This is a genomic window from Kitasatospora sp. NPDC087861, assembly GCF_044742585.1.
In the GTDB taxonomy this organism is placed as follows: domain Bacteria; phylum Actinomycetota; class Actinomycetes; order Streptomycetales; family Streptomycetaceae; genus Kitasatospora.
Genome location: NZ_JBIUUS010000003.1, coordinates 1 through 14,879, shown reverse-complemented (window position 1 = coordinate 14,879; position 14,879 = coordinate 1). Strand labels below are relative to the sequence as shown.

9 protein-coding genes and 1 pseudogene are annotated in these 14,879 nt (G+C 73.9%); 8 read left to right on the top strand and 2 right to left on the bottom strand.

Features of this window, described 5'->3' with window-relative positions; all coding sequences use genetic code 11:
* Positions 1-5: 5 nt before the first annotated feature.
* From ilvN to ACIOJE_RS05185, 5 genes are all read left to right on the top strand, one after another.
* On the top strand, positions 6-530 hold the full coding sequence (ilvN, locus tag ACIOJE_RS05205; protein WP_030302941.1) for an acetolactate synthase small subunit: 525 nt from the start codon (positions 6-8) through the stop codon (positions 528-530).
* 114 nt (positions 531-644) lie between these two features.
* The gene (ilvC, locus tag ACIOJE_RS05200) at positions 645-1,643 is read left to right on the top strand and encodes a ketol-acid reductoisomerase (RefSeq protein WP_280675837.1); all 999 of its coding nucleotides are present in this window, start codon (positions 645-647) and stop codon (positions 1,641-1,643) included.
* 229 nt (positions 1,644-1,872) lie between these two features.
* On the top strand, positions 1,873-3,456 hold the full coding sequence (serA, locus tag ACIOJE_RS05195) for a phosphoglycerate dehydrogenase (protein WP_280675835.1): 1,584 nt from the start codon (positions 1,873-1,875) through the stop codon (positions 3,454-3,456).
* Positions 3,457-3,783: 327 nt separating this feature from the next.
* A complete protein-coding gene (locus ACIOJE_RS05190; protein ID WP_400773444.1) occupies positions 3,784-3,945 on the top strand; it encodes a hypothetical protein in 162 nt (53 codons plus the stop codon).
* Positions 3,946-4,220: 275 nt separating this feature from the next.
* Positions 4,221-7,556, top strand: a complete 3,336-nt coding sequence (locus ACIOJE_RS05185) for a S8 family serine peptidase (protein WP_400773441.1) — start codon at positions 4,221-4,223, stop codon at positions 7,554-7,556.
* Positions 7,557-7,664: 108 nt separating this feature from the next.
* Here ACIOJE_RS05185 and ACIOJE_RS05180 read toward each other — a convergent pair whose 3' ends face one another.
* Positions 7,665-10,148 carry a YfhO family protein gene (locus ACIOJE_RS05180; RefSeq protein WP_400773438.1) on the bottom strand — a complete coding sequence of 828 codons (2,484 nt, stop codon included), beginning with the start codon at positions 10,146-10,148 and terminating at the stop codon, positions 7,665-7,667.
* A 202-nt stretch (positions 10,149-10,350) separates the two neighbouring features.
* Between ACIOJE_RS05180 and ACIOJE_RS05175 the strand changes: the two genes are divergently transcribed.
* The 3 genes from ACIOJE_RS05175 (at position 10,351) to cimA (ending at position 14,717) form a co-directional block, all read left to right on the top strand.
* The gene (locus ACIOJE_RS05175) at positions 10,351-11,388 is read left to right on the top strand and encodes a 3-isopropylmalate dehydrogenase (RefSeq protein ID WP_280675827.1); all 1,038 of its coding nucleotides are present in this window, start codon (positions 10,351-10,353) and stop codon (positions 11,386-11,388) included.
* A gap of 247 nt (positions 11,389-11,635) precedes the next feature.
* Positions 11,636-12,748 carry a branched-chain amino acid aminotransferase gene (locus tag ACIOJE_RS05170; protein WP_280675825.1) on the top strand — a complete coding sequence of 371 codons (1,113 nt, stop codon included), beginning with the start codon at positions 11,636-11,638 and terminating at the stop codon, positions 12,746-12,748.
* Between the two features lie 349 nt (positions 12,749-13,097).
* Positions 13,098-14,717: a citramalate synthase gene (gene cimA, locus ACIOJE_RS05165; protein ID WP_400773436.1), complete on the top strand. Its 1,620-nt coding sequence runs from the start codon at positions 13,098-13,100 to the stop codon at positions 14,715-14,717.
* Positions 14,718-14,784: 67 nt separating this feature from the next.
* Here the strand turns inward: cimA and ACIOJE_RS05160 are convergent.
* Positions 14,785-14,879: pseudogene (locus ACIOJE_RS05160) on the bottom strand (ATP-binding protein); the annotation flags it as partial.

Here is a 14,879-nt window from a genome sequence, read left to right as displayed (position 1 = left end):
ACCCCATGTCCAAGCACACCCTCTCCGTCCTGGTCGAGAACAAGCCCGGCGTGCTCGCCCGCATCGCCGCGCTGTTCTCCCGTCGGGGCTTCAACATCGACTCCCTCGCCGTCGGCCCGACCGAGCATCCGGACGTGTCCCGGATGACCATCGTGGTCAACGTCGAGGACCTCCCGCTGGAACAGGTCACCAAGCAGCTCAACAAGCTCGTGAACGTGATAAAGATCGTCGAACTCGACCAGTCCGCTGCGATCCAGCGGGAACTGGTCCTGGTGAAGGTCCGCGCCGACAACGAGACCCGGTCGCAGATCGTCGAGATCGTCCAGCTGTTCCGTGCCAAGACCGTCGACGTGTCGCCCGACGCGGTGACCATCGAGGCCACCGGCAGCTCGGACAAGCTGGAGGCCATGCTCCGGATGCTGGAGCCTTACGGCATCAAGGAGTTGGTCCAGTCCGGCCTGGTCGCCATCGGGCGCGGCGCCCGTTCGATCACGGACCGCTCGCTGCGCGCCCTCGACCGCAGCGCCTGACAGCCCCGAGACTCCGACCGTCTCACCCCCTGAAGCACCGACCCACACCCCCGCCAGTACGCCTACGGTAGAGAGCGCGTACCCGGCAACCATCACGCAAGGAGATGTGCCCCCGTGGCCGAGCTGTTCTACGAAGACGACGCCGACCTGTCCATCATCCAGGGCCGCAAGGTCGCGGTCATCGGCTACGGCAGCCAGGGCCACGCCCACGCGCTGTCCCTGCGCGACTCGGGCGCCGACGTCCGGGTCGGCCTGAAGCCGGAGTCCACCTCCCGCGCCAAGGCGGAGGAGGCCGGCCTGCGCGTCGTCACCCCGGCCGAGGCCGCGGCCGAGGCCGACGTCATCATGATCCTGGTGCCGGACCCGATCCAGGCCGACGTCTACGAGGCCGACATCGCCCCGCACCTGAAGGCCGGCGACGCCCTGTTCTTCGGCCACGGCCTGAACATCCGCTTCGGCTTCATCAAGCCCCCGGCGGACGTCGACGTCTGCATGGTCGCCCCGAAGGGCCCGGGCCACCTGGTCCGCCGCCAGTACGAGGAGGGCCGCGGCGTCCCCGCGATCGTCGCCGTCGAGCAGGACGCCTCCGGCAAGGCCTTCGACCTGGCGCTGTCCTACGCCAAGGGCCTGGGCGCCACCAAGGCCGGCGTCATCAAGACCACCTTCACCGAGGAGACCGAGACCGACCTGTTCGGTGAGCAGGCCGTCCTCTGCGGTGGCACCGCCGCCCTGGTGAAGGCCGGGTTCGAGACCCTGGTCGAGGCCGGCTACCAGCCGGAGATCGCCTACTTCGAGTGCCTGCACGAGCTGAAGCTCATCGTCGACCTGATGTACGAGGGCGGCCTGGAGAAGATGCGCTGGTCGGTCTCCGAGACCGCCGAGTGGGGCGACTACGTCACCGGCCCGCGCATCATCACCGACGCCACCAAGGCCGAGATGAAGAAGGTCCTCGCCGAGATCCAGGACGGCACCTTCGCCAACACCTGGATCGCCGAGTACAAGGCCGGTCTGCCCAAGTACAACGAGTACAAGAAGGCCGACGAGGACCACCTGCTGGAGACCACCGGCAAGAAGCTGCGCTCGCTGATGAGCTGGGTCAACGAGAAGGCCTGAACCGGCCTCGGGCCCGGCCCGGTTTTGTCACGTCCTTGTACAAGTAGGCTGCTCCCGTCCGGGTGATTTCGCCGGACGGGAGCAGCCTGGTAACCAGCCCGTCGATACACTTCCGAGTGCGCGTCAGGCCCACAGCGTCGTGCGTCTACCTACGCGGCATGCCACCTTCCCTCGCCCTTCCACGCCACCTACGTGCCGGGGGAACCGGACAGTTAAGGACAACACTGTCGTGAGCAAATCCGTCGTTCTGATCGCCGAAGAGCTGTCGCCCGCCACCGTCGACGCCCTCGGCCCCGACTTCGAGATCCGCCACTGCAACGGTGCCGACCGCACCGAGCTGCTCACCGCGATCGCCGACGTCGACGCGATCCTGATCCGCTCCGCCACCAAGGTCGACGCGGAGGCGCTGGCCGCCGCCCGCAAGCTCAAGGTGGTCGCCCGGGCCGGCGTCGGCCTGGACAACGTGGACGTCGCCGCCGCCACCAAGGCCGGCGTGATGGTCGTCAACGCGCCGACCTCCAACATCGTCACCGCCGCCGAACTCGCCTGCGGCCTGCTGATCTCCGTCGCCCGCAACATCGCGCCGGCCAACACCGCGCTCAAGCAGGGCGAGTGGAAGCGCAACAAGTACACCGGCGTCGAGCTGAGCGAGAAGGTCCTCGGCGTCGTCGGCCTCGGCCGGATCGGTGTCCTGGTCGCCCAGCGGATGTCCGCGTTCGGCATGAAGATCGTCGCGTACGACCCCTACATCCAGGCCGCCCGCGCCGCCCAGATGGGCGTCAAGCTGGTCACCCTGGAGGAGCTGCTGGAGGTCTCGGACTTCATCACCGTCCACCTCCCCAAGACCCCCGAGACCATCGGCCTGATCGGCGACGAGGCGCTGCACAAGGTCAAGCCGAGCGTGCGCATCGTCAACGCCGCCCGCGGCGGCATCGTGGACGAGGAGGCGCTCGCCGGCGCCCTGCGCGACGGCCGGGTGGCCGGCGCCGGCCTGGACGTGTACGCCAAGGAGCCGTGCACCGACTCCCCGCTGTTCGCCTTCGACAACGTGGTCGCCACCCCGCACCTGGGCGCCTCCACCGACGAGGCGCAGGAGAAGGCCGGCATCTCGGTCGCCCGCTCGGTGCGCCTCGCGCTGGCCGGCGAGCTGGTACCGGACGCCGTCAACGTCCAGGGCGGCGTGATCGCCGAGGACGTCCGTCCGGGTCTGCCGCTGGCCGAGAAGCTCGGCCGGATCTTCACCGCGCTGGCCGGTGAGGTGGCCGTCCGGCTCGACGTCGAGGTCCGCGGCGAGATCACCCAGCACGACGTGAAGGTGCTCGAACTGTCCGCGCTGAAGGGCGTGTTCGAGGACGTGGTGGCGGAGACGGTGTCCTACGTCAACGCCCCGCTGTTCGCCCAGGAGCGCGGCGTCGAGGTGCGCCTGACCACCTCCAGCGAGAGCGCCGAGCACCGCAACGTGATCACCGTCCGCGGCACGCTCGCGGACGGCGAGGAGATCTCCATCTCCGGCACCCTGGCCGGCCCGAAGCAGACCCAGAAGATCGTCGGCGTGGACGCCTTCGACGTGGACGTGGCGCTCACCGACCACATGGCCTTCTTCAAGTACGAGGACCGCCCCGGCGTGGTCGGCGTGCTCGGCCGCCACCTCGGCGACGCCGGCATCAACATCGCCGGCATGCAGGTCGCCCGGGACGGCAGCGGCGCGCTCGCCTCCATCACCGTGGACAGCCAGATCCCGCAGGACGTGCTGTCGGCGATCGCCGCCGAGATCGGCGCCCGCTTCGCCCGCTCGGTCGACCTGGGCGCCTGAGCCCGGACGCCCCCCGGGGCCCGGACCGCCGTTCGCCGGCGGTCCGGGCCCCGTTGCGTTCCTCCGGGTGGTGACCGTCTCAGATACTAGGAAATCCAAGTATTCGTGCAGACACGGCCCGGGCCCGGCCGTACCGTGGAAGGGCCATACGGTGTGCCGCCCCTGCAGCCAGGGCGTGCGGCCCGTGTGCGCGTGCGCCCTCATCGGCAGGTGACCCCTGCCCCGGGCCCTCTCCCGTCGCCCGTGTGCGACGCCCTGCGCGCGACACCCCTTGACCTCCCCACTCTCCGCGTGCCCGGTGCACGCGTCGCCCCCAAGGAGCCCGGTATGCCCGCCATCGCAGACCGCCACGCCACCCCCGCCTCCGCCGCCACTCCCGTCCGTGCCCCGCGCCGCCGCCGGGCCGCCGAGCGGACCCCCTTCGCGGCCGCCGCCCTGCAGCGCTCGCTGGACCGCCGCGACAACGGCGGTGCGACCGGGCACCGCTGAGGGAGCCGCCGCCGGGGCCGGGTGCGCTCCGGCATTCGGCCGCCCGCGTGGCCCTCGGTGCTCGGCCGCCGCCGTTCATCCGTCGAATAGGCCGCTCGGCCTGACGCCGGGTCACTCCGTCGAGTGCAACCGGCGGCCGTCCGAGGGAAGTTGCTCGCGCTCGTCAGCGCGATCATCCTAATTTGGGGCCCCCGGAAGGGTGATCGACGTTCGCGCGGGCGGGCGTCAGCGACACGGTGTGCGGATCAAGCCCCCCTGCCGGGGGAGAGGGCCCAGTGCGCCTGCCACCCGTCCGTCGACCCGTCACCCGGATCGGCCTCACCCTCGCCGTGCTGGCCGGGACCGCGGTGCTCGCCGCCCCCCCGGCCTCCGGCGGCCCCCCGAGGGAGCCGGCGCGGGCCGACCGAACGGCCTCCGTCCTGCTCGAACTCACCACCGAGCCGGCCGGCCCCGCCTGGCGGCGCGCGGCCGACGGGGCCCGGCGGGCCCGGCGCTCCCCGGAGGCCGTCCGCCGGGAGGCTGCCGACGCCGGCGCCGCCCAGCGGACCAAGGCCGACGAAGCCCTCGACCGGCTCGCCGAGGGCGTCCACCGGGTGGTCCCGGGCGCCGGTGAGATCTACCGCACCCGCACCCTGTTCACCGGCCTCGCGGTCACCGCGCCCGCCGCCCGGCTGCCCGCCCTGCGCGCGCTGCCCGGCGTCCGGGCCGTCCACCCGATCGTCCGCAAGCAGCGGGACAACGCCTACTCCGTCCCGCTGACCGGCGCCCCGCAGGTCTGGGCCGGTGCCACCGGCGACGGCAACACCGGCCAGGGGGTGCGGATCGGGATCATCGACAGCGGCATCGACTACACCCACGCCGACTTCGGCGGCCCCGGCACCGAGGCCGCCTTCCGCTCCGTCGAACGCGGCAAGCCCGCCCCGCCCGCCCTGTTCCCCAACGCCAAGGTGGTCGGCGGCAAGGACCTGGTCGGCGACGACTACAACCCCGACCCGTCCTCCCCGCACCACCAGCCCGTCCCGCACCCCAGCGACAACCCGATCGACTGCGACCGCAACGGGCACGGCACCCACGTCGCCGGCACCGCCGCCGGCTACGGCGTCACCGCGGACGGCCACCCGTACGCGGGCCCCTACCGGCCCGGGCTCGACCCCGCCTCGTTCAAGGTCGGCCCCGGCGCCGCCCCCGGCGCCCAGCTGTACGCGATCCGGGTCTTCGGCTGCGACGGCTCCACCGACCGGCTCGCCCAGGCCCTCGACGTCGCCGCCGACCCCAACGGCGACGGCGACCTCGGCGACCGCCTCGACGTCGTCAACCTCTCGCTCGGCAGCCGCTTCGGCAGCTCCGACGACACCGACGCCCTCGCCGTCGACCGGCTGGCCGCACTCGGCACCGTCGTGGTCGCCGCCGCCGGCAACGACGGCGACGTCTACGGCATCGGCGGCAGCCCCGGCACCGCCGCCCGGGCCATCGCCGTCGCCGCCTCCGTCGATCCGCACAGCGACGCCGACGGCCTCACCGTGCTCGCCCCCGCCGACCTGGCCGGGGTCGTCCCGGCGCACTGGAGCGAGCGCTACCAGGGCTGGTCCACCACCGACGTCAGCGGCCAACTCGCCCTGCCCGCCGACCAGTCGGACGGCTGCGCCGCCTTCAGCGAAGCCGACCGGCAGCGGCTCGCCGGAAAGATCGCCGTCCTCGCCTGGCGCACCCGCGACACCGAGCGGCCCTGCAACTCCGGCCCCCGGGCCGACCACGCCGCCGACGCCGGCGCGATCGGCGCGCTGTACGCCGCGGACACCGACCACCTCGCCGAGATCTCCGGCAACGACCGGATCCCGGCCGCCCTGCTCGCCCACGCCGACGGCGAACGGCTCCGGCAGGCCGCCGCGGCCGGGCCCGTGCGGATCCGGCTCGCCGCCCCCGGCAACCCGCTGCACGGCTCGGTCTCCCAGAACCAGCCCGCCCGCACCGACACCCTCACCGACTTCACCTCCCGCGGCATCGGCGTCCCCGGCGTCGTCAAGCCCGACCTGGCCGCCCCCGGCGAGACCATCTGGTCCGCCCTGGTCGCCAGCGGCAGCGGCGGGCAGCGCGAGGACGGCACCTCGATGGCCACCCCGCACGTCACCGGCCTCGCCGCCCTCGTCCGCGCCGCCCACCCGGACTGGCCGGTCGAGCAGCTCAAGGCCGCGCTGATGAACACCGCCGGCGACACCTGGCTCGGCGACGACCACGGCGGACCGGTCTACGGCCCCGAACGCACCGGCGCCGGGCGCGCCCAGGTCGACCGGGCCGTCCACACCCCCGTCGTCGCCTACGCGGCCGGCGAGGGCGCGCCCGAGGGCAGCGTCGGCGTCTCCTTCGGGCCGGTCGAGATCGCCGGGCCGACCACCCTCGGCCGCGACATCGAGGTGCGCAACCACGCGGACCGGCCGCTGCGTTACCGCACCGGCTACGCGGCCGCCACCGAACAGCCCGGCGCCGGCTTCGAGGTGACGCCCGCGCAGGTCGACGTCCCGGCCGGCGGCACCGCGCGGGTGCACGTCACCCTCGCCGTCCCCGGGGAGCTGGGCCGCGCCCCCGACCCCACCATCGACACCCTGCAGGGCGGCAAGGCCCGCAGCTACCGCGGCGAACTCTCCGGCCGCGTCCTGCTCACCCCCGTCACCGACCCGGCCCTGCCCCAACTGCGCGTCCCCGTCCTCGCCGCCCCGCGCCCGGTCGGCGACCTCACCGCCACCGCCGCCGCCCGCACCACCCGGGACGGCACCCTCGTCGTGCTCGGCGGCAGCGCCGTCCCCGGGAACCGGCCCGGACTCGTCACCGCCCTCACCCTCGGCGGTGAGGGCACGCGCTGGGCCGACTGCCCGCCGGACGGCGGCGCCGCCGTCGGACCCGGCGCCGGCATCCGGCCCGAGGGCGCCGCGGACCCGGCCGGACCCCCGCAGGACGTCTGCGTCGAACACCCCGGCGATCGGGCCGCCAACCTGCGGGCTGCCGGCGCCGCCGCCTCCGCCGACCTGCTCTACGTGGGCGCCCAACTCTGGGCCCCGGCCGCCACCCCGGTCGGGCTCTACGGCGTACGGGTCTCCCTGGACACCGACGGCGACGGCACCGCCGACGTCATCCTCGAAGCCGACCGGCTGCGCGGCAGCGACGTCCTGGTCTCCCGCGCCCTCGACGCCCGTACCGGCGCCGAACTCGACGTCCAGCCGCTCAACGGCCACTGGGGCGACACCGACACCGGCCTGCTGGACAGCGACGTCCTCGTCCTCCCCGTCCGGCTGAGCGCCCTCCCCGGCATCCGGGAAGGCCACAGCACCGTCCAGTACGGCGTCTGGACCGGCACCGTCTCCCCGGGCAAGCCGGACCCGGCCGAGGCCTACTCCACCATCGGCCTGCGCGGCACCCGCCCTGGCCTCCCGCTCGACGTCCTCCACCCGGCCGTCGACATCCGGGCCGGCCTCGGCGGCCCCGCCGCCATCGCCACCGCGGTCCGGCCCGGCACCGTCCTCGACGTCCACCGCGCCACCGGCGACACCTCCCGCCTCCTGCTGCTCCACCACCTCAACACCGCCGCCCACCGGGGCCAGGTGATCGCCCTGCCCTGACCGGCCGTGCACCAGGGGCGGCCCGCCGATTCCAGTGGGCCGCCCCTTCGGCGTTCCTCCGCCGGGCTCGCCCCGCCGCGGCGGTGAGACCCGCGCCGGGCGCTGCGCTCAGACGCGGCCGGCGGCCCGGGTGGCGAGGCGGCGGGTGCGGCGCGGGGTGCGGGTGGGGCGTCGGGAGAGCCGGGTGAAGACGGTGACCAGGGCGAGGGCGGCGGCGGTGGCGGAGGTGACGGTGAGGCCCTCGGTGAGGCCGGGCGGGCGGAACGCGCAGGCGATCCGGTCGGCTCCGCCGCCGAGCGGCACCCCGATCATGCCCAGGACCGGCGTCGGCACGGCGTACCGGCCGCCGCCCGCCGCGCAGGTCCAGCCCTCGGTGGCCGGGACGGACAGCAGCGCGGTGCCGGTGGAGCCGGCCGGGAGGGTCGCGGAGAGGGAGTGCCCGCCGGCCGCCACCTGCGTCGCGCCGGTGGCGGTGAGGCGGGCGACCGCGGCGTCCAGGGCGCCGGGCCGCAGGCAGCCGATCGGGCGGGCGGGGATCTGTCCGACGGTGTCGGACCGCAGCGTCACCCGGACCGTCCCGTCGGCGGGGACGGGCCCGAGCCGGTGGATCGCGACGGCGGTGGTGGGCTGCTCGCCGTCGCTGCGGTAGGTGGTGCCGAGGCCGCTGACCGTGCCCCGGTACCAGACGCCGTGGAAGTAGGCCGTCCCGCCGGGGGTGCAGGTCGCGGTGAGGACGGTGCCTTCGGCGCCGCCGGGCAGCGACCAACCGCTGGTGCCGTGCAGGGTGGGTGCCGGGCCGCCCGCCGGGGTGGGCAGCGGGGCGTCGTACACCCGGCTGCCGAGCAGCGACTCCTGCCGGGACCAGACCGAGGAGGTGTCCGGCCGGGCGCCCGGCGGCAGCACGGTGACCAGCGGCGGCGCGGCGGCCCGGCCGGGGGTGAAGCCGTCCGGGGGCGGCCCGTCGTCGAGGTGGGCGCGGACGGCGAACAGGGCCTGCCCGACCGGGTCGGTGACGCTGGTGGTCTGTCGCCCGCCGGCCGTCCAGCCCGCGCCGAGGTCGTGCGGCAGCAGGGCGGCGACGGTGGGCAGGTAGCCGCTGAAGTAGCCGCCGCCCTGGCCGTCCAGCAGCAGCGGGTCGTTGGCGGTGAAGGCGTGCGGGCCGGGGTCGCTGCGGCCCCGGGGCCAGTCGGCGGCGCTGCGGACCGCCGTGTACCCGGCCCGGACGGCGGCGGCCGAGGGGCCGCCGGCCGGGGCGGCGGAGAGCGCCGCGTAGCCGGACCAGACGGCGTTGCCGAGCACCGCGCCGCCCACCACCCAGGTGGCGACGGCGACGGCCCGGCGGTCGGTGTGCCGGTGGTCCAGGGTCCGGAGCGCGGCGAGCAGGACGGCGCCGCCGACGGCCAGCAGCACCCAGGTGGAGGTGCGGACCGAGTGCCGCCCCGCCGCCAGCACGGCGATCACCGCGACCACGGCGGCGCCGCCCAGCAGGGTGAGCAGGTCCGGCCGGTGCGCCAGCGACACCCAGCCGGCCAGCACCAGCAGGCCGCTGAGCGCGAACGCGACCCGGTACGGCCCGCCGGCCGGGATCGCCAGGCCGTGCCAGACCAGCACGGTCGGGGTCCAGACGAAGCTGAGCACCACCAGCGCCAGCACCCCGCACCACACCGCCCGCTCCCGTACCCGCACCCGCCGGTTGAACGGCAGCCCGCACACCAGCAGCAGCCCCAGCAGGCCGATCGCGACGTCCGGCAGCGGCCGCCCGCCGTGGGTGGCGGGCAGCAGCTGCGCGAGGTGCCCGCCGAGACCGGACGGGCCGAGCGGCTGCACCGGGGACTCCGGCTGGGCGCCGCGCGCGGCCCGGACGGCGACGAACAGTACGGGGGAGGCGAGCAGGACGCCGGCGGTGGCCATGGTGACGGCCCGCCCGGTGACCCGCACCCGGTGCCGGAACAGCCGCGGGGTGGCGAACAGCCGGACGGCCAGCAGCAGTCCGGCCATCAGGGAGGCCAGCGCGGCGGTGTACAGGTTGCCCGCCCAGGCGAGGGTGACGCACAGCGAGCCGGCCACCCAGCGGCGCTCGTGCAGGCACCAGTCGGTGGCCAGGCCGAGCAGCGGCAGCGAGACCAGGCCCCAGAGCCACATCGGCGCCGCCCCGCCGACGTCCAGCACCCAGGCGCAGAGCCCGTACCCGACGGCGGCGAGCGCCCGCAGCCAGTGCGGGCCGGTGTGCAGCCGTCCGAGCAGGTGGGCCATCAGGGCGGTGCCGAGGCCGATGGTGGCCAGGGTGACCAGGAGGACCGCGAGCCGGCCCTGGTCGCGGGGGAGGAGTGCGGTCGGCCAGGAGAATGGGTTCATCAGGTAGGCGAAGAAGTCGGCCAGGAACGGGACGCCGTACCCGCTGTTCCAGTTGAACAGGAGATCCCCGGCGGTCCGCCCGTGCAGCAGGTCCCACAGGTGGGCGTGGTACGGCACGGCGACCTCGCCCACCCCGGCCGGCCACGCCCCGTGCAGCCCCACCGCGAGCGTGTACCCGCCCACCGCCAGCCCGGCCGCACTCCCGCAGACCAGCACCTCCCGCCGCCGCTCGCCCATCTGCTGCTCGACCCCGTCCCACGAGGGAATCCCGGACCCCGCCACCCTAAGCGCGCCCCCGCGCAGCACCGTCCGCACGCGCCCCCTCGAAGGGGTGACGAGTCGGTGGCCGCGCGCCCGGGCCGGCTGCCGGACCACCATGACGCGTCCGAATAGTGGACATGGGGTGTCATTCTCTGGGACGCCGGAGTAGGGTCCGAGCATGTCTCGCACGATTCGTCTCGCAGTTGTCCCCGGTGACGGCATCGGCCAGGAAGTGGTGGCCGAAGGTCTCAAGGTCCTGGGAGCCGTGCTTCCCGCCGAGGTGAAGCTGGAGACCACCGAGTACGACCTCGGCGCCCGGCGCTACCACCGGACCGGGGAGACGCTGCCGGACAGCGTGCTGGCGGAGCTGAAGTCGCACGACGCGATCCTGCTGGGCGCCATCGGCGACCCGAGCGTGCCGTCGGGCGTGCTGGAGCGGGGGCTGCTGCTGAAGCTGCGGTTCGCCTTCGACCACCACATCAACCTCCGCCCGGGCCGCCTGTTCCCCGGGGTGAAGTCCCCGCTGGCCGGTGAGCCGGACATCGACTTCGTGGTCGTCCGCGAGGGCACCGAGGGCCCGTACGTCGGCAACGGCGGCTCGCTGCGCACCGGGACCCCGCAGGAGGTGGCCACCGAGGTCAGCCTGAACACCGCGTTCGGCATCGAGCGCGTGGTGCGCGACGCCTACCGCCGGGCCCAGGCGCGGCCGCGCAAGAAGCTGACGCTGGTGCACAAGAACAACGTGCTGGTGCACGCCGGGCACCTGTGGTCGCGGATCTTCGCGGAGGTCGGCCGGGAGTTCCCCGAGGTCACCACCGACTACCTGCACGTCGACGCGGCGACCATCTTCTTCGTCACCCAGCCGGAGCGCTTCGACGTCATCGTCACCGACAACCTGTTCGGCGACATCCTGACCGACCTGGCCGCCGCCGTCACCGGCGGGATCGGCCTGGCCGCGAGCGGCAACATCAACCCGGGCGGCGAGTTCCCGTCGATGTTCGAGCCCGTGCACGGTTCGGCGCCGGACATCGCGGGCCAGGGCAAGGCCGACCCGACGGCCACCGTGCTGTCGGTCGCCATGCTGCTGGAGCACCTCGGCTTCGCCGCCGAGGCCGCCAAGGTCGAGGCCGCCGTCGCGGCGGACCTGACCGAGCGCACCGGCACCCGCAGCACCTCCGAGGTCGGCGACGCGCTCGCCACCCGAGTAGCCGGCTGACGGGCCGGATCCGAGCGACGGACCCCGGCCTGCGGGCCGGATCCGACCAAGGGTGCGGCCCGGGCGGGCCGCACCGCATAACCGCAGCTTGCAGCTCCCCAAGGAGCTGGCAACTGTTCGGCACGGCCCTCTGGATGCGAGTATCGACAGTGGGTCGTGCCGCTGTGCGTTCGTTCCGGTGTTCGCGTGCCGTGACGCGCAGCCGGCGGTGGCGACCCGGACCTACCCCACGGTGAAGGAAACAGCCATGAGCACGCCCACCCAGGCGCCCATCACGTTCGACCTCAAGCCTTCCGCCCACCCGCTGCCCACCGCGGAGCGCGAGGCCCGGCTGACGAACCCCGGCTTCGGCCGGGTCTTCACCGATCACATGGTCACCATCCGCTGGACCGAGGGCGTGGGCTGGCACGACGCCCAGCTGGCGCCGTACGCGCCGCTGGAGATCGACCCGGCGAACATGACCCTGCACTACGGCCAGGCGATCTTCGAGGGCCTCAAGGCCTACCGCCAGGCCGACGGCTCCATCGCGACCTTCCGCCCGGAGGCGAACGCCGCCCGTTTCCAGGCCTCGGCCCGCCGACTGGCGATGCCGGAGCTGCCGGTGGAGGCCTTCGTCGAGGCCGTCGAGCTGCTGGTCCAGCAGGACCAGGCCTGGGTGCCGAACGAGCCCGAGCAGAGCCTCTACCTGCGTCCGTTCATGTTCGCCACCGAGGTCGGCCTGGGTGTCCGCCCGGCCAACTCCTACCTGTTCATGATCATCGCCTCGCCGGCCGGCGCCTACTTCGCGGGCGGCGTCAAGCCGGTCTCGGTCTGGCTGTCCAAGGAGTACGTCCGGGCCGCGCCCGGCGGCACCGGCGCCGCCAAGTGCGCCGGCAACTACGCCGCCTCGCTGATCGCCCAGGCCGAGGCCGCCGAGAAGGGCTGCGACCAGGTGGTCTGGCTCGACGCCGCCGAGCACCGGTGGGTCGAGGAGATGGGCGGCATGAACCTGTACTTCGTCTTCGGCGAGGGCAAGGACGCGAAGATCGTCACCCCGGAGCTGTCCGGCGCCCTGCTGCCCGGCATCACCCGCGACTCGCTGCTCCGGCTCGCCGCCGACCTCGGCTACGCCGTGGAGGAGCGGAAGATCTCCACCGACGAGTGGCAGCAGGCCAACGCCGACGGCACCCTCACCGAGGTGTTCGCCTGCGGCACCGCCGCCGTCATCACCCCGGTCGGCTCGGTCAAGTCCGCCGCCGCCGACTGGACGGTCGGCACCGGCGAGCCCGGCCCGACCACCATGGAGCTGCGCCGGGCCCTGCTGGCCATCCAGGGCGGCCAGGCCCCCGACACCCACGGCTGGCTGCACAAGATCGTCTGAGCCCGCAGCCGTCCCGGCCTGCCTGTTCCGCATCGCGAGACGGGCAGGCCGGATCCCGGAGCCTGTGCCAGACTGCGAGGGTGTCCTCGCTGTCGCTGATGATTAGCAGCAGGCGCGCCGGTCCGCAGTGACCGCTCCCGCAGGACCCGATGCGGAGCGACCACCAGCGTCCAGACCCGCGCGCAGACCTCTCGCACCCGCGAGGGGTCTTTTTGTTTCCTCGGACCGGCCGGAGCCCCCACAAGGGGCCCAGGGACACCGGGGCCGCGCGCGGGATGCTGGACAGTGGAGCCGGGACTCGAAATCCGGCAGAGCAGTACAAGCCTCCCCGAACGGAGAACCAGGGGTCATGACCGAGGTCAGCCGTACCGACGACAGTTTCCACGTGTTCGACACCACCCTGCGCGACGGCGCGCAGCGGGAGGGCATCAACCTGACGGTGGCGGACAAGCTGGCCATCGCCCGGCACCTGGACGAGTTCGGGGTGGGCTTCATCGAGGGCGGTTGGCCGGGGGCGAACCCGCGCGACACCGAGTTCTTCGCCCGGGCCTCCGCCGAACTGGACCTCCGGCACGCCCGGCTGGTCGCCTTCGGCGCCACCCGCCGGGCCGGCGGGAAGGCCGCGGAGGACCCGCAGCTGGCCGCGCTGGTCGCCTCGGGCGCCCCGGTCGTCACCCTCGTCGCCAAGGCGCACGACCGTCACGTCGAGCTGGCGCTGCGCACCACCCTGGACGAGAACCTGGAGATGGTCCGGGACAGCGTCGAGTTCCTGCGCGCGCAGGGGCGGCGGGTGTTCATCGACTGCGAGCACTTCTTCGACGGCTACCGGGCGAACCGGGAGTACGCACTGGCCGTGGTCCGCACCGCGCACCAGGCCGGGGCCGACGTGGTGGTGCTCTGCGACACCAATGGCGGAATGCTGCCGGCCGGCGTCCGCGAGATCGTCGCCGACGTGCTCGCCCACTGCGAGAGCTACCGGCCCGGTGCCCGGCTGGGCATCCACGCGCAGGACGACACCGGCTGCGCGGTGGCCAACACGCTGGCCGCGGTGGACGCCGGCGCCACCCACGTCCAGTGCACCGCCAACGGCTACGGCGAGCGGGTCGGCAACGCCAACCTGTTCCCGGTGGTCGGCGCGCTGGAGATCAAGTACGACCGGCGGGTGCTCCCCGCGGGCCGGCTCGCCGAGATGACCCGGATCTCGCACGCGATCGCCGAGATCGTCAACCTGGCCCCCTCCACCCACCAGCCGTACGTCGGCTACTCGGCCTTCGCGCACAAGGCGGGCCTGCACGCCTCCGCGATCAAGGTCGACCCGGACCTGTACCAGCACATCGACCCGGAGCGGGTCGGCAACACCATGCGGATGCTGGTCTCCGACATGGCCGGCCGCGCCTCGATCGAGCTCAAGGGCAAGGAACTCGGCTACGACCTGTCCACCGACCGGGACCTGGCCGGCCGGGTGGTGGCCAAGGTGAAGGAGCAGGAGAACCTCGGCTACACCTACGAGTCCGCCGACGCCTCCTTCGAGCTGCTGCTGCGCGACGAGGTGAGCGGCAGCCGGGACCGCTTCTACACCCTGGAGTCCTGGCGGACCATCAGCGAGCAGGGTCCGAACAGCTTCACCGGCAACGAGGCGACGGTGAAGCTCTGGGCGAAGGGGGAGCGCCGGATCGCCACCGGCGAGGGCAACGGCCCGGTGAACGCGCTGGACCAGGCGCTGCGCATCGCGCTGGAGGGGATCTACCCGCCGCTGGCCCGGTTCGAGCTGGTGGACTACAAGGTCCGCATCCTGGAGGGCCAGCACGGCACCGGCTCCAAGACCCGGGTGCTGATCGAGTCCACCGACGGCACGTCCACCTGGTCCACCGTCGGGGTGGCCGACAACGTGGTGGCCGCCTCCTGGCTGGCGCTGGAGGACGCCTACACCTACGGGCTGATCCGGGCCGGGCTGGAGCCCACCGCGTAGCGGGCGCCCGGTACGGCCGCGGCCCACGGACCTCCGCGCGAAGGTCCGTGGGTCACGGCCGTGTCCGTCATCGCAGTCGGGCGAGGAGGGCGTGTTCGACGAGGGTGATGAGGGCGCTCTTGGCGCTGTCGCGGCGGCGGGCGTCGAGGGTGATGACGGGGG

Coding starts and splice junctions, on each gene's coding strand:
- ilvN (WP_030302941.1), top strand. CDS start 6: ATGTCCAAGCACACCCTCTCCGTCCTGGTCGAGAACAAGCCCGGCGTG.
- ACIOJE_RS05190 (WP_400773444.1), top strand. CDS start 3,784: ATGCCCGCCATCGCAGACCGCCACGCCACCCCCGCCTCCGCCGCCACT.
- ACIOJE_RS05180 (WP_400773438.1), bottom strand. CDS start 10,148: ATGGGCGAGCGGCGGCGGGAGGTGCTGGTCTGCGGGAGTGCGGCCGGG.
- ACIOJE_RS05175 (WP_280675827.1), top strand. CDS start 10,351: ATGTCTCGCACGATTCGTCTCGCAGTTGTCCCCGGTGACGGCATCGGC.
- ACIOJE_RS05170 (WP_280675825.1), top strand. CDS start 11,636: ATGAGCACGCCCACCCAGGCGCCCATCACGTTCGACCTCAAGCCTTCC.
- cimA (WP_400773436.1), top strand. CDS start 13,098: ATGACCGAGGTCAGCCGTACCGACGACAGTTTCCACGTGTTCGACACC.